Source organism: Halobacteriovorax sp. ZH5_bin.2 (assembly GCF_043196375.1).
Lineage (GTDB): Bacteria > Bdellovibrionota > Bacteriovoracia > Bacteriovoracales > Bacteriovoracaceae > Halobacteriovorax_A.
This window is the reverse complement of the sequence record NZ_JBEBMJ010000001.1, coordinates 413,413-431,421: the sequence shown is the minus strand read 5'-3', so window position 1 is coordinate 431,421 and position 18,009 is coordinate 413,413. Positions and strand designations below refer to the sequence as shown.

16 protein-coding genes and 1 tRNA gene are annotated in these 18,009 nt (G+C 36.6%); 7 read left to right on the top strand and 10 right to left on the bottom strand.

The annotated features are described in order from the left end of the window. The first annotated feature begins 251 nt into the window (after positions 1–251). A complete protein-coding gene (locus tag ABMA76_RS02115) occupies positions 252–1,391 on the top strand; it encodes a S8 family serine peptidase (protein ID WP_393060766.1) in 1,140 nt (379 codons plus the stop codon). 8 nt (positions 1,392–1,399) lie between these two features. Here ABMA76_RS02115 and ABMA76_RS02110 read toward each other — a convergent pair whose 3' ends face one another. Next, positions 1,400–2,059, bottom strand: coding sequence for a hypothetical protein (locus tag ABMA76_RS02110; protein ID WP_392912689.1), 660 nt, complete (start codon positions 2,057–2,059; stop codon positions 1,400–1,402). A gap of 63 nt (positions 2,060–2,122) precedes the next feature. On the opposite strand from ABMA76_RS02110, the gene lnt reads away from it, so the two are divergent. Then, positions 2,123–3,574, top strand: coding sequence for an apolipoprotein N-acyltransferase (lnt, locus tag ABMA76_RS02105; protein WP_392912686.1), 1,452 nt, complete (start codon positions 2,123–2,125; stop codon positions 3,572–3,574). Positions 3,575–3,576: 2 nt separating this feature from the next. On the opposite strand, the gene ABMA76_RS02100 is transcribed toward lnt, so the two are convergent. Continuing rightward, positions 3,577–4,542: an SIS domain-containing protein gene (locus ABMA76_RS02100; RefSeq protein WP_392912684.1), complete on the bottom strand. Its 966-nt coding sequence runs from the start codon at positions 4,540–4,542 to the stop codon at positions 3,577–3,579. Between the two features lie 65 nt (positions 4,543–4,607). Between ABMA76_RS02100 and ABMA76_RS02095 the strand changes: the two genes are divergently transcribed. After that, entirely contained in the window at positions 4,608–5,126 is a 519-nt protein-coding gene (locus ABMA76_RS02095; RefSeq protein WP_392912683.1) for a hypothetical protein, read from the top strand. On the opposite strand, the gene ABMA76_RS02090 is transcribed toward ABMA76_RS02095, so the two are convergent. The 5 genes from ABMA76_RS02090 to ABMA76_RS02070 form a co-directional block, all read right to left on the bottom strand. After that, positions 5,123–8,305 (bottom strand): efflux RND transporter permease subunit, encoded by a 3,183-nt coding sequence (locus ABMA76_RS02090; protein WP_392912681.1) that lies wholly within the window; start codon positions 8,303–8,305, stop codon positions 5,123–5,125. The two genes, ABMA76_RS02095 and ABMA76_RS02090, sit on opposite strands and share 4 nt — an antisense overlap. Before the next feature lie 117 nt (positions 8,306–8,422). Then, the gene (locus ABMA76_RS02085; RefSeq protein ID WP_392912679.1) at positions 8,423–9,214 is read right to left on the bottom strand and encodes a class I SAM-dependent methyltransferase; all 792 of its coding nucleotides are present in this window, start codon (positions 9,212–9,214) and stop codon (positions 8,423–8,425) included. A gap of 18 nt (positions 9,215–9,232) precedes the next feature. Beyond that, the gene (locus tag ABMA76_RS02080) at positions 9,233–9,607 is read right to left on the bottom strand and encodes a DUF6165 family protein (RefSeq protein WP_393060764.1); all 375 of its coding nucleotides are present in this window, start codon (positions 9,605–9,607) and stop codon (positions 9,233–9,235) included. 1 nt (position 9,608) lies between these two features. Further along, complete coding sequence (greB, locus tag ABMA76_RS02075) at positions 9,609–10,100, bottom strand: transcription elongation factor GreB (RefSeq protein WP_392912675.1); 492 nt, start codon at positions 10,098–10,100, stop codon at positions 9,609–9,611. Then, the gene (locus ABMA76_RS02070; protein WP_392912673.1) at positions 10,081–10,557 is read right to left on the bottom strand and encodes a low molecular weight protein-tyrosine-phosphatase; all 477 of its coding nucleotides are present in this window, start codon (positions 10,555–10,557) and stop codon (positions 10,081–10,083) included. Before ABMA76_RS02070 ends, greB begins: the two co-directional genes overlap by 20 nt. Before the next feature lie 52 nt (positions 10,558–10,609). On the opposite strand from ABMA76_RS02070, the gene def reads away from it, so the two are divergent. Beyond that, positions 10,610–11,122, top strand: coding sequence for a peptide deformylase (gene def, locus ABMA76_RS02065; RefSeq protein ID WP_392912671.1), 513 nt, complete (start codon positions 10,610–10,612; stop codon positions 11,120–11,122). Positions 11,123–11,175: 53 nt separating this feature from the next. Here def and ABMA76_RS02060 read toward each other — a convergent pair whose 3' ends face one another. Continuing rightward, positions 11,176–11,628, bottom strand: a complete 453-nt coding sequence (locus ABMA76_RS02060) for a hypothetical protein (RefSeq protein ID WP_392912669.1) — start codon at positions 11,626–11,628, stop codon at positions 11,176–11,178. Between the two features lie 243 nt (positions 11,629–11,871). Here ABMA76_RS02060 and ABMA76_RS02055 point away from each other — a divergent pair, with 243 nt between their 5' ends. Together ABMA76_RS02055 and ABMA76_RS02050 are read left to right on the top strand one after the other, a co-directional pair. Next, positions 11,872–13,152 (top strand): hypothetical protein, encoded by a 1,281-nt coding sequence (locus ABMA76_RS02055; RefSeq protein ID WP_392912667.1) that lies wholly within the window; start codon positions 11,872–11,874, stop codon positions 13,150–13,152. An 11-nt stretch (positions 13,153–13,163) separates the two neighbouring features. After that, the gene (locus ABMA76_RS02050) at positions 13,164–15,305 is read left to right on the top strand and encodes a phosphatidylserine/phosphatidylglycerophosphate/cardiolipin synthase family protein (protein ID WP_393060762.1); all 2,142 of its coding nucleotides are present in this window, start codon (positions 13,164–13,166) and stop codon (positions 15,303–15,305) included. A 27-nt stretch (positions 15,306–15,332) separates the two neighbouring features. Here the strand turns inward: ABMA76_RS02050 and ABMA76_RS02045 are convergent, their stop codons facing one another. After that, positions 15,333–16,418, bottom strand: coding sequence for an SO_0444 family Cu/Zn efflux transporter (locus ABMA76_RS02045; RefSeq protein WP_393060760.1), 1,086 nt, complete (start codon positions 16,416–16,418; stop codon positions 15,333–15,335). Between the two features lie 181 nt (positions 16,419–16,599). Here ABMA76_RS02045 and ABMA76_RS02040 point away from each other — a divergent pair. Further along, positions 16,600–16,676, top strand: a tRNA-Asp gene (locus ABMA76_RS02040). 444 nt (positions 16,677–17,120) lie between these two features. Here the strand turns inward: ABMA76_RS02040 and ABMA76_RS02035 are convergent. Then, positions 17,121–17,900, bottom strand: a complete 780-nt coding sequence (locus tag ABMA76_RS02035; RefSeq protein WP_393060758.1) for a hypothetical protein — start codon at positions 17,898–17,900, stop codon at positions 17,121–17,123. Positions 17,901–18,009 lie beyond the last annotated feature (109 nt).

Genomic DNA, 18,009 nt, shown 5'->3' with positions numbered 1-18,009 from the left:
TTAAGCACGGGCCATGCCAAAGTCTGATATAATGATTACGGTAACTTAATAAAGTGGAGTAATGAACACGGTGGCCTTTTGGCCTTATTTTCTACCACCACTTTCAAAATAGTGTATAAGATTTTGACACCTATCTATAAACTATCCATATAGACTATAGGTGAACGGTTTAAGTAGGTAGAATCCTGTCATAGTGTTGGCACATGCTGTGCATTCTATAACAGTGAGTTTGAGTTACTAAGGAGCACTTTTTGAAACTAAAATCTTTTCTACTACTTTCTACTTTAATTGCTAGCTCTTTTGCTTTTGGAGCTGGTGAAGGTCAGAAATTATCATTTGATCAATTAAGACAACGTGTTTTCAAAAAAGAATATCAAAAAGAAACATCTAATACTGATGTATTAAGATCTCGTTTTTCAAGCTGGGGAATTAAGAATAACTTTGCACAAGGTTCAATTAATCTTCCAGGTGCACTTAAAAAACTAACAACTCAAAAAGAAGTTGTCGTAGCAGTTATTGATACTGGTATTGATCCAACTCACCCATTCCTTAAAGATAATATCTATGTACCTAAAGGTGATGCTAGCATTACTAACTTTGGGTTAGACTTCTCTAAAGGTGCAAATAATGTAAATACTCCTTACGATAAGAACCGTCACGGAACTCACGTTTCAGGAATTATTAAATCAGTATTCCCAAATGTTAAGATTCTTTCACTTAAGTATTACAACCGTCATGCTTCAGGTAAGGATAACTTAAACTCAACGATCAAGGCACTTCGTTATGCTGTTGATCTTGGTGTTGATATCATTAACTACTCAGGTGGTGGACCAGAGCCAGATTTAGAAGAACTTGAAATTCTAAAGAAAGCAGAAAGAAAAGGAATCATCGTTGTTGCAGCAGCAGGTAACGAGCAAGAAAATATCGATAACAAGAACACAGCTTACTTCCCAGCAAGCTACAAGTTATCAAATATCATTACTGTAACTGCTCACGACCAGTCAATGAAGATTCTTAACTCTTCTAATTGGGGAGCACAAACTGTAGATGTTTCAGCACCAGGATACAAAATTAACTCTGCTATCCCAACGTCAAGAAACGGACTACTAACAGGAACTTCACAAGCAACAGCATTTGTTTCTGGAGTAGCTGCAATGCTAAAAGCTGGATACCCAGGTCTTTCAGCAAAGCAAATTAAGAAGATCATTTCAATCACTGCTAAGAAAGAAATTACTTTTAATGGAAAGGTTAAATCTTCAGGACGTGTAGACGCAACAGCAGCAATTGAGCTTGCAGAAAAGCTAAACACGAAAACAAACGGAAAACTTGCTAGCTACAAAGAAAGCAAGAGAGAAGTAGCAAACACTCCAAAAGTAATTATCAGAAAATAATTAAATTCTTAGATGGCCCTTAAATAGGACGTAAGCGCAAGGGTCGTCCCCATAACAAAAATCACCGCCAGCATTCCATACAATAAATAAGATACCTTAAAGAATCCCATCATTTTATAATCAAGAAAACTTTCGACTTGGCCTTTATTAAGCTCTCGTGTTTCAGAAATTGCCTCCTTAATACGCTCATAAAGAGAGATCTCTTCAATCCCCTTCTGCGTATAAGGCTGCCAAATTTCTTGCTCACTTACACCTGAATTCATCATCTCAATAACGATATCCACAAGCTCTTGTAGGTACAGTGGCCTAAGTTTATCGTTCTTAGACTCTTCACTGTAGAAATAATCAAGAAGATTATTGTAGCGGCGACGGACTTTGATCATGAATTTCTTAAACTTCACATCACCTTGGAAAATTGCGGGATTTTCCATTTCCAGAGGAGATAGAGTCAGCCAATACCTTTCACGAAATGTATAGAAACTCTTCTCCCCTAATGGTTCACCTAATGGATTGAAAGATAAGTCGAAGTCGCATTCTTGGCAGCGGTCTTCAACAATATTTTCACTTTCGCACTTAGGACATGTTATAAGTTGCACATCCTGTGCAATATTATCTTCCATGAAGAGATGTTGATGTTTTTGTATGTCGTTTAAGAATTCTTTATCCATAAGAATATTGTAATTTCATAAGCTTAGTATTGGCAAATGTTAAATCATATACGACAATAAAGTATGTCTAGCCTGCTGAAAAATAAATTCTTCCTGCCAGTTGTTCACATTCTTGCAGGTATCATTTACGCATTAAATTTCCCATTCATTGGAAAGTTCACAATCTTTCCGACAATCTTTATAAGTGCCGCCGTTCTTTTTTACGGATTAAAAAATGAAAATCGTTTTAAGTATAATCTCTTAAATATTTTCTTATTCTGTTGGGGATATAATTTTGCAGGCTATTACTGGCTAACTTTTACGTTAAATGAGTTTGGGAATTTATTCTTTCCTTTCAACTTTATTCTGTGGCAGCTGTTTTCAGTTATTATTGCCCCACAATTCTATCTCTTTCTCATCATCTTCTTCCTTTTAAAGAAGCATGTGAAGATTGATACATTAGCTGGAGGAGTCCTCTATTCACTAATCTTTGTGGCCCTAGAATACTTTACTCCACAACAGTTTCCGGCCCTTTTTGGTCATCCATGGCTTAAGGTTTCTCCATTTCTAAAGCCTGCAAGACTCTTAGGTGTGCCTTTCTATAGCTTCTTAAGTTTATTTATAGGACACCTTATTTTCATGTTCTATCAAAAGCAAAGACTTCCTAAGGCCCAAGGTGGAATCATCCTAGCGCTCTTACTTGTTAACTTTGGAGTCGGCCCAATCAAGGCCAAGATTGGAGACGATCTTAAGATTCGCATTGTTCAAGGAAATATTGGAAACGATTTAAAACTGAAATCTGAACAAGGGCTAAGACTTGCTTCTTCAGAGGTTATTAATATCTATAAGGACCTAAGCTTAGCGGAAGGGATCGATGATATTGACCTCGTCATATGGCCCGAGACATCATATCCGAGATTTATTTTTTCAAGAGAAAATAAAAAGCTCGCTGGTGAGCTAATGGATCTTTTCGTTAATAGTGAAGCAAGCTACTTCTTTGGAACATATGATCTTGCCTCAACAAATCCTAGCGTTTTAGAAAATACTTATAATGCGACAGTCTTATCTCGCGGTGAAGGAATTATTGATCAGGTTTATCATAAACAGGTTCTCATCCCATTTGGAGAAGGCCTGCCATTTGGTCCGTTAAATAAGTATCTTGCCCCTCACCTAACAAATATTTCATTCTTTGCAAGTGGAACGAAGTATACAAATTTTGAAGTCAAAAATAAGAATTTTATTTCACTAATCTGTTATGAAGTTCTCTTCCCTCGATATGTAGGAAAGTATATTAAAGAAGTTAAGAAGCGAGGAGAAAAGATTGATTTCATCGTCAATGTGACTAACGATTCTTGGTATGGGCCTTACTCAGAACAAGAGCAGCATTTATTCTTAGCAAAATGGCGAGCTGTGGAGTTTAACCTTCCAATTATCAGAGCAACAAATACAGGAATCTCGGCCGTAATCAAACAAGATGGACGAGAACTCATTCGTACTGAGAACTTTAAACAAGAGATAAAGGATTTTTCACTTTAAGATTAAAAGCCTTCTTTTAAAAGATCGTGCATGCGAATGAATCCCTTAAATTCAGTCCCATCAATAACAGGTAGAACATAAATCTTATTCTGTTCCATTAGTGCGAGAGCATCGATAGCAAGGTCATTTGAAGAAACTTTCTTTGGCTCATTTGTCATAATTTCACTTAGTGCCGTTTCAAGAGCATTAGCATTCTTAGCAATAGAGCGTCTAATATCACCTTCTACAAGGATTCCACTAAAGCTACCATGATCAATGACAGCAAGTGCACCAAGAGGCTTATTCGTCATTTCTAGAACTGCGTCCTTTAGAAGATTTGATGACTCAAGAATTGGACATTCTTTAGCGATCCACATTAGATCTTTTACCTTCATCGTAAGGGACTTACCTAATTTTCCACCAGGGTGATTAATTGCAAAGCCTTCGCGTGAAAGCCCCACAAATTTTTCATAGGCAACAGCAATCGCATCCCCCATAGCAAGAGCGACAGTTGATGAAGTCGTAGGAGCAAGGTCATTGATACAAGCTTCGCGCTCAACAGAACAGTCAAAAGAAATCCCACACTCAAGAGCAATTTGCTTTGTTAAATCACCTACAAGCGCTATACGATTCTCTTTTCTGATTCTTAGAAATGGAATAAGTTTTAGAATTTCACTTGTCGTACCAGATTTCGATAAGAAAATAATGGCATCATTTTCACTGACTCTCCCAAGGTCACCGTGTAGGGCCTCGGTAGGATGAAGAAAGATAGAGCGCAGACCTAAAGAGCTAAAAGTTGAAGATAGTTTCTCACCAATAAGGCCAGATTTCCCAACACCACATAAGACCATTTGGCCGTTGTGAGCATGGAGATATTCGAAGACATCCGTCAGTTTGTTACACATCTTCTCATCCAAGAGATCAATAACTCTTAGAATTGAATCAGCTTCAAGTTTTAAAACTTCCTTCATCTGACCAAAATGCTCCACTACCATCTCCTTTGGTGTCAATTTTTCTATCTCGATCGAGTCTACGACTATGTTATTATAATTATATGAAAATGTTAAAAATAATAGTGCTTTTTTCCCTGCTATTTGGTTGTAGTTCATATGAACAATTTGAACAATTAGTTGAAGAATCAGAAATTCCTTCTAAGACCTACAAGTCTAATTTTAACCAAACTTGGCAAGCAGTTCTAGAAATTATGCAACAGTACGATATTTCAGTGAAAAACCAAGAAGCTGGAGTCGTAAAAACTCGTTGGATCAACAATACGAGTCAAATTAACTTCTCTGATGCCTTTGGCTCTAAAGAAATGGTTAAGGCGGCCCAATTTAAATTAGTTATAAATGTCATTAAAGGATATCGCGGAAAACAAGAGGTCTCTAAGGTTTCAATCTATCGTCGTCAGATGATTGAAAAAGACTTTCTACAAGGATGGCGACTTGTTCGCTCGGATGGAATCCTTGAAAAAACAATCCTCTACCGTATTGATCGTATTCTCAAAAGAGAAGCAATGATCAAGAAAATTGAAGAACAAAAAGCAAAAGAAGCAGAGAAAGAGTTATTCTAGTGAATAACGCTTTCTTCTTCTAATTTATTAGTTACGATAACAACTTCATCTATTTCTTCAACAACTTCCTCTGCTCTCCCCTTTCCTAAAATTTTACGCTTAAAGAAAACCATAAAATCTCTTTGGATAAGTAGCATACATGGAAGAACGACAAGTGTTAGAACTGTAGCGAAAAGAAGTCCCCAGCCCATACTCATGGCCAGTCCCTTAGTAAATCCAGCATCTCCACCAATTGCATAGGCCATTGGAAAAACACCACCAAGAGTTGTGATACTTGTTAGAATAATTGCTCTAAGCCGGCTTCCTGCTCCTTCTAGGATCTCAGGACGATGAAAGCTAAACCAGTCACTTCTTTTCTCATTAATCGTTACAACAAGAAGTAAGCTGTCATTAACAACAACACCGGCCATACCAATAATACCGATAATGGCCATTAAGCTGATATCTAACCCCTGAAAGTAGAAGGCCCAGATAACACCGATTACTCCAAATGGGATTGCAGAACAAATGAGCAGTGGCTGCATAATGCTTCTAAGTACAACTGCAAGAATGAAGAAGATACCAAGAAGCGCAAACGCAAATTTCTTAACCATCGAATTCTTATTCTTTCTCGACTGTTCATCAGCATCTTGTGCATTAAACATTAGATCTGGATATTTTTTTGAAAGCTCTTTTGTTAATAGATCAACTTTTTTAATCAGTACTTCTTTTTTTATAATTTCTTTATCAAATGGAAGATCAACAACAACTTTTCTCATTAAGTTTGAGTGTCTGATCACTGATTGCTTCTTCTGCTTCTTCCAACTACCAATCTCTGAAGACTTAATAACCTCACCGTTTGCAAGAACAACAGGAAGGTTTCCAAGCTCTTCAAAAGTTAAATCGTCCCCATCAGCAGCATAAGTTAAAAAGCGGATTTTGCGATTACCACTTGTGTACTCATATACCTCATTCTTATTGATAAACTGAACAAGTTGGCTAGAGACCTGCCCAAGAGAGAGTCCACGAGATTGGATCTCATCCTTCTTAGGAGTAAATACCCAAGCATCTTTAAAAAGAGAATCATCAAGATCAACCGATTTAATCCCTTCGATCTTTAAATCTTCAATGGCCTTCTTAGTATACTCAGTTACCTCTTCAATATTGAATGGAGACAGAGACTGAATTGTTACTTCAACGAGGTTTTCACGACTTTCATCATTTCCACCTTTTGCAATCTTTACTTCCAGTCTCTCAAACTTACCTGTTTTTTTTAGCTCTTTTAGCTGATCTTTTAGATAGTCTTGAACATCATTCTTATTGGCCTCGACATTATTATCAAGCTGAGAAAATGAAACTCGATAACTGAAGTATTGTGGCCCTTCTTGTTTTTTACCATTTGTGTAGTTTTGGCCAATCGTAAATTGATAGTTATTGTACTTATTCTTATCAATCTTATTCATCACCTCTTCAACAGGAGCTAATTGCTTAAATGAATCATCAAGACTCTCAGAGTCTTTTAAGGAGCCAACGAACTCCACTGTCTCAGATGAAATACTTAGGTTGAAATTAAAGTTAATATTCTTACTCGCAAATATAATTGAACCAATCATGGCCACAACAAAGCCCGTTAAAACGATATATCGCCACCTAAGTGCACCATCAAGAAGTCTCAGGTATCCACGCTTGAATCGTTGAAAATAGTTTGACTCATGATGACCATTTGCCTTTGTCACAAAATGCTTTAAGTGATTTGGAAGAATAAAGAAACTTTCAAATAAACTCAAAAGAAGTGCAGAGAAAACAACAACTGGAATTGCCATTAAGATATTTGACATTGAGTCCTTTCCAACAAGGATTGGAGCAAAGGCAATTAGAGTTGTAGCAACCGTTCCACAAATAGGCTTCCAAGTAGAAAGAACTGCTCCAACAGCTGCATCTTTAGAACTTGCTCCCTTTTCTAGGTTTTGTATATATTGTTCTGAAATAATAATAGCATCATCAACGAGAATACCAATTACGAGTAACATTCCTACAACAGAGATTAGATCAATTGAAATTCCCATTGTCTCAAGAACAGTAAAAGTAAAGAAGTAAGCAAGAGGCATCCCAATAGATGTCATAATTGCTGTCCTAAAACCTAGAAATAAACAAAGAGTGATTAGAACGAGAACGATTCCCATTAAAGCGTTAGACTGAAGTGCATTAATTTGCCTTTCAATAAATGCAGGCCCATCTTCAACACTAATAATACTCAGCTCCTCTGGAGCTTCTTTATTAATTTTAGCTAGCTTTTCTTCTAGCAGCTCTTTTAATGTGATTGAGTCTGCTTCAACATCTTTAAAGATATTAAAGCTTATCCCCGGCTTACCATTTGTATAATTAGTTCTGTTAATCTTAGGTAAACGGTACTCGAGTGTCGCTAAGTCCTTAAGGCGAAGCGTGTGGCTTGAGTTATTTGAACGAATTAAAAGATTATTAAGAGACTCAATATCATAGTTTAGATTTTCAATTTCAATTGAGTAAGAATCACTTCCCTTGCGAATACTTCCAAGAGGATAAATTCTAAATGTCTCTTTAATCTTATTGTAAATATCAGAAGGATTGATTCTGTAGCGGGCCATTTTATCGACATTAAGCTTAATATAGAGATCTTTAGTGTAGCCGTAAGTATCAACTCTTGAAACACCATTAACCCTTTCAAGTTCTTCTTCAATTTTTAAAAGCCAATTCTGGTGGAGATCGCTATCTTGATCAAAATTTAAAATTGCATAGTAGTTAAACCAAGAATCTGTTTGCTTAATATGACGAACAACAATATCTTTAGTTTCAGAAGGAAGGTCTCCACGAATTGTTTCAATAGCGTCTTTAATACGTGTTTCGAGATCATCAATTTCTTCAAACTCATCTTTTACATCAACATTGATTCGCATATATCCTTGCTGAGAATTTGACCAAATCTTATCAATTCCAGCACTACCTTTAATGGCACGCTCAATCGGATAAGTGAGAAATCTCTCAACTTGAGAAGCACCTGCACCGGTTAAAGTGGCAGTTATTTGAATTCTTTTTGATGACCAGTTTGATATTAAGTCTCTTTTCATATGGGCAAGGGAGATAATCCCAAAGAGCACCATCATGATACTTAATAAGTTTACTAGAAAGCTATTTCCAACAAAGTATGAAACTAGTTTTTTCACAAGCTACTGTCCTATTTAGATTTTTAAAAACAGTAGCTTGTAGCATTAAAAATGTGAATTTATTTAGTTTTTGAGATGTTATATCGAATTTACACTCACTAACCTATTGAAAATAGGTTAGTAGGCCATGATATAAGTCACCCAAGACTCACAATTTTCTTCAACTGTTGAGCGATAGAAGATCCCGTCACCTGAGCCATCATCATCCTCACCTTCCCAGTATGTGATAATATTCTCAAAACCAGCATCTTTCATGATGTCCTTAATCTCACCAATTGACCAATGTCTCCAATCATAAGAGAAGGCCTTGCGATAAAGTTTTCCATCACTATGTGTTTTAAAGTGAATATAGTATTGAACTTCTTCAGTTAAAGGATTGTAGCTATCGCAATCCCAGAAGTATGTATGATCGTCGTGCTCTGTTTCTTCCTCTAACTCTTGACGACACTCTTCTCCACCAAAGATATCGACCATGAAAACACTCTCTGGCCCCATATTCTTCTTTACCTGCTTAAAGTAATTAAGAAGAACATTTCTTTCTTTGAAAATGAAGTATGAAAAATTAAAGGCAACAGTAACATCTGCTTTAAAGTCGTAATCATCAAGCACGTTTCCATTGATATAATGCATACGTGTTTTCTCTTCATCTGTTAGACGAGAGTAGTGATTTTCAATTCCATACGCTTGTGGCTCTTCATCAAGATCAATCCCCCAAGCTTCACGATCACCACCTTCTTTTACCCAGTCACATGCCATTGCGGCCGTTCCACCAAAGTCTTCTCTTAGAGTTCTTGGAGAGCGCCCAAAAATCTTTTTATACTCTTTGTTGATAAATTCAATATCAGCTTCGTGATTTTGAACTGACTTTTCATAAAGTTGGTACTTCAAATTCGTTGGAATTTTCGACATTAAATACTCTTTTGTTATCTATTTATATGATTTGACTTCTTTTATGCCAGAATTGTAACTCATATTGATTGAATTTTTAACCTTAAATCTCAAATCATTTGTTTTATAGACACTACGTGCCAGAGAGATAAATTCATCACCAAAGTCACTGGCCTTCTCTTTCAAACGAATATCATCTTCAATTACCCAAAGCTTCTCATTAATATCTTTAAGCTCACTGATAAACTTGTCCATACCTTCTAGGTTTAGTTTGGCCAAAGTATTTGCAAGCTCATCATATTCTGCTTGAGCAAGACGGACATGCTCAGCGTCCTCAATTCTTTCCGTCTTAATTTTTAAAATTGTCATTTTATCAACTAGCTCACCGAGAGAAACGGGACATTCAATTATCATCTTATACCTCAATATCAATATAATTAATTTCTACAATAGTGTATTCAAAATCATCACCAGGAGCCTGAACAATAACCTCATCCCCTTCTTCCTTGCCAATCATGGCCCTTGCAATCGGAGACTTCCAACTAACGAACCCTTTGGTCGTATCAACTTCATCAACTCCTACAATGGAGTATTTCTTCTCGTTACCATCCTCATCTTCCAAGACTACCGTTGCACCGAACTGGATCTTATCAGATGAGATAGAAAGTGGATCGACAATTAAAGCCGCGTTTATTCGAGTATTTAAAAAGCGGATACGTCGATCAATTTCACGAAGTCTTTTCTTTCCATATTGATAGTCAGCATTTTCTGATCGATCGCCTAGTGAAGCGGCCCACTTAACAGTCGCTGTCACTTCAGGTCTTTCTGTTTTCATTAGAAAATTCAATTCTTCTTCAAGCTTTGCGTACCCACGAGGAGTAATATAATTATCTTTCTTTATTGCCATATTGATTTAGAATTCCTTCTACTCCATTTTCAACTAGGTCCATTACTTCTTCAAAGCCTCTTGCCCCACCAAAGTATGGGTCAGGAACTTCTTCATATGAAGTATAAGCTCCACTACAAAAACTACAAAATAACTTCACCTTATTCTTATACTTTCCTTCAGTGTCAAATTTAAGAATATTTCTATAATTTGACTTATCCATTGCAATAATAAGATCAAAATTTTCAAGATCTTCTTTAATAAAACCTCTTGAAATACTAGGAAGAGTATAGCCTCTTTTTAAAGCATGCTCTTGCATACGTCGATCTGCACCTTCTCCAGCATGGTATGCACTCGTACCAGCAGAGTCCACCTGAATATGTTCAACCAAATCGAGCTCTTTGATTCGATGAAATAGAACCCCATCAGCGGCCGGTGAACGACATATATTTCCAAGACAAACAAATAAGATTTTCATATTAAAATTATGATAGAATCGAAGGTGAAAGTAAATTTAAAGGAATAAAATTATGACAGTTCAAAGAATCAGAACAATGGGTGATCCCGTATTAAGAGAAATAGCGCAAGACTTTACAAAAGAAGAGATACTAAGCGAAGAAACAAAGCAGCTTATAGAAGATATGAATGATTCAATGATTGCAGTTGGTGGCATAGGTATCGCAGCTCCTCAAATTGGAGTTTCTAAGAAAGTTACAATAATTGATGTACCAGAAGACTCTCGCTACGAAGACGCTAGTCCAAGTGGAAAAATGATTATCTTCAATCCTAAGATAGAATTCTTAACGGAAAAAGAAGATGGCTATTGGGAAGGATGTCTTTCTGTTCCAGGCCTTAGAGGATATGTGGAAAGACCAAACCATATTCGCGTGACGTACTTGAATGAGAAAGCAGAGGAAATTACTTTTGAAGCTAGGGACTTCTTAGCAACTGTTTTTCAACACGAGATCGATCACCTCTACGGAAAACTCTACGTCGACAATGTCAAAGATATCAAGAAACTCGTTTACGAAGAAAATTTATAGCAATAACAAAAGGCCCTCAAAAGAGGGCCTTCTTTTTTTGTAGAAGATATTATTTATTCTGAAACAATCGCACGCATTACATCTAGTGTTTCAGGAGAAAGAGAAGATTCGTAGCGCGCCCAAATTTCTTTAGTCTCTGCTACAGAAGTATCACGATCCATTTGAGCAACAACTTCTTCTAGTATTAAATTCGCTTCTTCAACTTCAGAGTTGTAGATTGCAATTTGATCAGCACTCACTCCTTTAAGAGATCCGTACACTGGACCAAATTCAGCTAAGCCTTCATCATCTAAAAGAATTAATCCTGCTAGACCAATTTTTGCAGCTTTTACCCAATCACTCGGATCACCACTAAAGATTGCCTTAACAGAGTAACCAACGCCTACCTTCATTGCAAGTAGCCCAGTGTAAGCGATATAGCAGTTACCAGTTAACATACCTACTGCTGCAGACGCATTAAACGAAAGACCTGTTGCAAGAATTAGACTTAGAATTACCTTTTTCATTTTTTTCCTCCATGTTTTTTTTGGTTGTAAATAACGATAACGTCCATCCGAATTTTTCTAAACTTAAATAAAGGTAATATGTAGAGAGACATTTTATAAAAAAAGCCCCGTGTTTTTTACAAGTGATAGAGTCTGACTTTACCACCAGATCGTGTTTTCAAGACATTACGAATTAGAAGTAAAGTTTTTGCATTTAAAAACCGACAAGAGAAGAAGGATAATTACTAATTAGAGAGACATATTATGAGTGAAGGTAAGAAACAAAGTTTTATCGCTTTAGCGTGCGTACTTAGTGTTAATACATTTGTCGCGTATCAATTCTTTTCAACATCAAAATTTGATAACGTCTATTCAAAAGAAAAGATCCAAGAGCGAAGGGCCCCTGCCTCACAAAAAGTTCCAGGCGAATACAAAGAATACCAACAACTCTTCCCCTTTGAAGACTTTGTCATCTACGAGGACTTCAACGGAAACGTTGACTACAAGATGTCTGTCGACTTCTGGTCTGACAAAGGCGCAAAGTATTTCACAAAAAATGGAAAAGAAGCAATTGAAAAGGGTCTCACTGCCGGTTTCAAAAGACTCATTGAAAAAGGTAATCAAGGTGGGACAACTCTTAAGTCAGAAGTTCTTCCCGAGCTAACAAAGGAATTCCTTAATACTTTTGTCTATACAATTAAAGTTCACAAACTTATCGATTCAAATTTTGAATTCGATATTATGTTTACGCCTTATAACAAAGATACTATTTCATACAAAGACGAGCTTAAAACAAACCAGCTTATCAACCTTGAATCTCAAGGAACACTTTATGAAGCATATCAAACATATAACAAGAACTTTTCTCATCGTGTACTCGACACTCAGATTCCAATTTCTAATGATGTCTACCAATACCTTGGTGGAGCAATCACACTGACATCGGAATTGATTGATACAGATTGGAAAATTTCTCAACCTATTCCAAAGCCTAAGAAGAATGGTGTTAAAGGATATGTACGACTTCGTAAATACTACAGAGTGAACTACCCTACTGACTTAAAAATTGATTCATTCAAATCGAAGTACCTAAATATTACAGAGCAAGAATTTGAAGCTAAGAAAGAGAAGCCTCATGTTCTTACTGTTGATACAATTTATGAGTACAATCTTGCCAGCCTAATTCCAAAGAAGACAAAAACTATCTTTCACTTTGGTGAAATCGTTTCCCTTGATAAGAAGCACGATAGCTTTTTCAAAAGAATCTTTAGTTTCTTTAGCAAGAAGAACGATATTAAGACATCCAAATTTAAAATCAAAGGCGATTACTCAAACGGTACAATTCGTACAAACTTCAATGGTGAAATTAAAACACTTGTATACAGTCACAAAGACAAGAAGTTCACTAAGAAGAGTCGTATAACAACTAATCCTAGAGATTATGATTTAAGAATGCATGTTAAAGATGCAATCAAGAAGACTCTTCTACAAGAGAATACTGAGTACCTAGTAGAAAAACTTAACTTAGAAAAATTTATTAAATAATAGGATCGACTATGAAATCGACGAAGAAATTATTAACAACAGCTCTACTTTCGACACTTGCAGTACAATCATTTGCCGCAAGCTTCAACATCAAGGATCGACTTGACTCACAAAAATTATTTCTGGAGTCTTACAACTCAGTCTATGGCCAACGTGATTATGCTCATGCGCCGTCTTTCTTTGATACGATCAAAGAGCTGGACAAGTCAAAAGAGAAAGATACTGTTAATTTTTTAAAAGAAGTCGACAGTGTACTTCCAAGTAAGATTGCCATGCCTGTTACTTACTGGACAAAGGTATCACCAAACGAGAAAGAGCTTGGTAAAGTTATCTACTACTTCCTGGCCTACAAACTCTTTATCCTTAGAGACTTTATTGATAATCCACTTACGAAAGACAAGGACAAGAAAGAGGCCCAGAAGCTTCTTTCTAAAATAACAAGAAAGGGAATCAATTCAAATTCTATTTCAACATACTTTCCTACTCTAAAACTTCAAGCAATGAAGATCGCCAGTAGCAAAGATGTTATTGAAAGCATTAAAGAAAATGAAATTGCAACGATCGACTTTTCAGAGACATTTAGTGATATTAATAATTATTCACTCTCTGCTCTTGGCTTTGTGCCATCAAATAAAACAGAGATTGTTTCAGAAAATGAACGCTCTCTAGAGCGTATCGATTGGCTTAATCAAAGAGTCATCTTTGCTGGCGGAACACTTGATTTTGATTCAGATTATATCAAAATGCCAACGGCCGATGATCCTACAGGAAATATCATTTTTCAACAGGATCCAATCTACATCAAAATTCGTGATATGATTGCAAGCTCTAAGGATTCAATCTTTATCGATATTTTTCTCTTTGGAGGAACACTAGGTGCAACTCTTTCGGAGTACCTTCTAGATCAAACCAAAGAAAAACTTAAGGCCAATCCAAATTTTAAAGTTGTCCTACTTCACGACTATGCAACAAACTACAATATGCTAGATGAAATGATGCCAATTTTTGAGTATATCAAAGAGCGTCGTGAAAAAGACCCAGTATTAAAAAAGAGTGTATCTCTACTACAAGCAAATATTCAGCGCCACCCTCCTGGGATTCCTTTTGGTATTACAAAACTAATTCCAAAAACAGCTGAAGCAATCAAGTACTTCGAATCAGGTAGTACGTATTTTGAATCAAAAATCGACCACTCGAAAGTTATTGTCGTTGATGGAAATACAGAAAATGCTCAGGCATATTTTGGTTCAAAGAACTGGACCGATCACAGTGGTGGTTACTATTATGATGACGCTATCTATGTTACAGGAGCTGCAGCTGGACTAGTTCAGGCTTCATACTACCGTGACCTAGAAGCGGCCCTAACAGAAGATCCAAAAGAGCTAATCGGTTTCTACTACAAAGAACAAGGCTTTGATAATCGCGCTTACCTCTCTAAGAAGGATCAAATCCTTGAGGATATGAGGATTAAGAAAGAGAAGTATGAAGTTAAGGGCGACTCAGTTATTCGTCTTGCTGAAGCTGATGTTGATGGAACAATTAAGAATGTTAGAAATATCTTAGTTGATATGATTTCAAAAGCAGAAAAGAATATCTTCATGGAACAACTATTCCTCTATGATTCGTATGTAATTGATGCTCTTGTTAAAGCAAAGAGACAAAATCCTCTTTTAGATATTAAACTTGTTATCGACCACAACGGAAATTTTGGCATGAATGGCCTTCCAAATACTCTATTCGTTAAGAAGCTAGTAGATGCTGGAATTCAAGTACGTGCTCGTAAGACTTATGGTATTACAGCGAATTTCCCAGATGGGTCAACTAAAGAGTATCACCAAGAAAACCACAGAAAGATTACATCAATTGATGGAATCACTGTTCTAGGTGGTTCATCAAATATCAACCCAGACACTCTCCAAGGTTCATTTAGAGAATTTGGTGCACAGATCTTTGATAAGAAGGAAGTCGCTAGTTTTGAAAGACGCTTTAGTCGCGACTGGCACGACTCTGATAAGATGGAGATCTTTGATATCGAAAATTTTGAGGCAAATATTCAAGGTGTTGCTCTTGGCAAGCGCTCTTCGGCAATTATCAACGGTCTTGGAAGTATGATCTACAAATCAAAAGACGATATCGAAAAACGTCACAAATAAAGAGTTCTATATTTAAACAGGTAGCTGTTATCCGCAACAGCTACCTGAATTTCCTTTATCTTCAAAATATTTTTTAATTCTTTTTGGAAGCTCGACAAATACAAGCGAGCGAAGAAGTAACAGTGTAAATGCAACTGCTAGAGAAATCTCCCACCAGCTTGATGAATCATGATTGTGATGAGAAATATTAAAATTAAGTGGCCAAGAAAAAGCACTGTATAGGTAATCCGTTAAGAATGAAAAACCTAAGGCAACAAGTGCAATTGAAAGAAGATTAATCACAACTCCCCTTTTTCCAATATACTGACCAATAACGAGAATATTTGAAATATTAGTTGCAGGACCCACAAGTAGAAATAGTAACGCCATTCCCGGGCTCATTCCTTTCATCACAAGAGAGGCTGCAATTGGCGTCGTTGCCGATGCACAAATGTAGAGTGGTATTCCAACAAGAAGGATCGCTCCCCTTCCTGCCCAACCAGAAAGGCCATCAAAGAAATTTGCAGGAAGAGCAAAGTCAATAAATGCTCCGGCCACAATACCAAACGCAAGCCATATGGCCATATCATCAACAAGTTCAATAAAACCAAAATGAAAAGAAGCCTTAGCTTTTTTTCCAATGCTTTGCTTTACAATTACACTTTCATCTTTTTTATTAGAACTTCCACAACAGCTTGGCTTAACTTCTGCTTGCACCTGTTCAACATCTTTATCAGTTTTAAAAACTAATTGGAGTGCTCCTGCAACAAATGCTGAAACGAAAGCTGCAATAGGGCGGATAATTGTCATCGGAATATCCATCATTCCATAAGTCATGGCGATTGAATCAACCCCAGACTCAGGTGTTGCGATTAGAAACGCAGATGTGGCGGAATTTGAGGCTCCCTGCTTTTTTAGGGTAGCTGCCGTAGGAATAACCGCACAACTACATAGAGGAAGAGGGATTCCAAGAACCGATGCTTTAATGGCACCCATTAGGCCCTTCCCACCCATGGCCTTCTTTATTCTCTCAACTGAGATGAATGCCTTAATAATACCTGCAACAAGAAGCCCAAACATTAAAAATGGGGCAGAGACTAAAATATAATTCCAAAGTGACGTTAAAAAACTCATAATATTTACCTTTTCTTAGTGCCCTAATCTTAACAGAAATAATCTAAAACGTCCTTTATTACTGGCTTTTTCACACTTCCATAGACAAATTTTATAGAAGGGCGAAAAAAAATTGAACTTTTTTTAAATTTTTCTATTGACGAATGAAACCGAAATCCCTATATTAAGTCTTACGAAATGCGGGGGCGTAGTTAAGTTGGTTATAACGTCTGCCTGTCACGCAGAAGGCCGAGGGTTCGAGTCCCTTCGCTCCCGCCATTTTCATTTCGTAACATTCAAGTTTTAATCTCTTCGGAGACTAAGATATTAAAAGCCGAGTTAACCCACTCGGCTTTTTTTGTTTGCGGCCATCTGCAGGAGCAGATGACGCAATTCAACCCAGAAGCGACCACGATGGGAGCTTTCGGGTAACCAGCTCTGCAATCTCACTAACATTTTCGATAACACTAAATTTCAAGTAAGAAGTGCCAGTATGGCAATTTGATGCTGAACAACTCATGGCCGACCACGACGGGGTCTGCTTCGGCTCCTGCCTCTCGCAGACATACCGGTCATCGTGACCATAAGGTCAGGTGAACCAACTAAGCAATCTCAATTACATTTTCGATCAAACTTACTTTTAACCAAAAAGTACCACGTACCTTAAACAAAAAAACAGTACCCTAAAGTACTGTTTTTGAACTCTATCTAACTTTTTCTTGATTAATATGAAGCGGACATATTCGGTGTTGTTTCTTTTTGAGAGTATAGTTCATAAAAATAGCCTAGTGAATCTTCTACTTTACTATATTGGCCTCCAAATATAACTCTAGAAGCTCCATTACGACTAAGCTTGAAACTTACTTCCTTAGCTGAATAAGATATAGTGTTATTGAAGAAAGTACTATGAGACACTTTAATCTCTGTCTTATTTCTATGAATTTCTTTTAAAGAATCAATATAACTATTTTCTGATAAGAAACTAATCGGAAGAAGATACATACTTCTATGTGGAATATATTTAGATTTGTCGTACTCACGTACTGGTTTGTCTTCTAAATGAGCAATGTCTTTAATAATATCAATAGTACAGTTTGTAAGAGAAGTCGAAATACATTTATTACCAGCATGTAATGTTCTACCTCTGATTAGGCTTTCTAAAGTATTGCATAGGTTTGAAGTTTTAGATTTACAAAGCTGTGCAATCTTCTTGTGAGTTCTATTCTCGACATCTTTTTCCCATCCATTAACACCTTCAGACTTAGTTCTAAGTTCAGACATTTCTGAATGAATTTCATTAATCTCCTGAAAAAATTGTGCAATATCATTTTCTAGTGATTCATCTGCTGTGTAAGTATTCTTTCTTCTTTCGTATACAGTTTTGATTTTATTTTTTAGAAGAAGCTTAAGTTCTCCATTGAATGACATATTAATATGCTCAACAAGGTCTCGATAATCAGATTCGTTGTTTTCTTTTAAGACTTTAGATCGCTCTAATGACATAGTTAATATGTTCGTTACTTTTTCTTCGACAAGCTTAACTTTTGCAGGGTTTACTAGTGAGTCAAATGTCAACACAGGTGTTGCTTGAGCTGTAATGCTTGGTAATGTT

Excerpts from the sequence above, each read along its gene's own strand:
- ABMA76_RS02110 (WP_392912689.1), bottom strand. The coding sequence starts at position 2,059 with ATGGATAAAGAATTCTTAAACGACATACAAAAACATCAACATCTCTTC.
- lnt (WP_392912686.1), top strand. The coding sequence starts at position 2,123 with ATGTCTAGCCTGCTGAAAAATAAATTCTTCCTGCCAGTTGTTCACATT.
- ABMA76_RS02095 (WP_392912683.1), top strand. The coding sequence starts at position 4,608 with ATGAAAATGTTAAAAATAATAGTGCTTTTTTCCCTGCTATTTGGTTGT.
- ABMA76_RS02085 (WP_392912679.1), bottom strand. The coding sequence starts at position 9,214 with ATGTCGAAAATTCCAACGAATTTGAAGTACCAACTTTATGAAAAGTCA.
- ABMA76_RS02080 (WP_393060764.1), bottom strand. The coding sequence starts at position 9,607 with ATGATAATTGAATGTCCCGTTTCTCTCGGTGAGCTAGTTGATAAAATG.
- greB (WP_392912675.1), bottom strand. The coding sequence starts at position 10,100 with ATGGCAATAAAGAAAGATAATTATATTACTCCTCGTGGGTACGCAAAG.
- ABMA76_RS02070 (WP_392912673.1), bottom strand. The coding sequence starts at position 10,557 with ATGAAAATCTTATTTGTTTGTCTTGGAAATATATGTCGTTCACCGGCC.
- def (WP_392912671.1), top strand. The coding sequence starts at position 10,610 with ATGACAGTTCAAAGAATCAGAACAATGGGTGATCCCGTATTAAGAGAA.
- ABMA76_RS02060 (WP_392912669.1), bottom strand. The coding sequence starts at position 11,628 with ATGAAAAAGGTAATTCTAAGTCTAATTCTTGCAACAGGTCTTTCGTTT.
- ABMA76_RS02055 (WP_392912667.1), top strand. The coding sequence starts at position 11,872 with ATGAGTGAAGGTAAGAAACAAAGTTTTATCGCTTTAGCGTGCGTACTT.
- ABMA76_RS02050 (WP_393060762.1), top strand. The coding sequence starts at position 13,164 with ATGAAATCGACGAAGAAATTATTAACAACAGCTCTACTTTCGACACTT.
- ABMA76_RS02045 (WP_393060760.1), bottom strand. The coding sequence starts at position 16,418 with ATGAGTTTTTTAACGTCACTTTGGAATTATATTTTAGTCTCTGCCCCA.
- ABMA76_RS02035 (WP_393060758.1), bottom strand. The coding sequence starts at position 17,900 with ATGTCATTAGAGCGATCTAAAGTCTTAAAAGAAAACAACGAATCTGAT.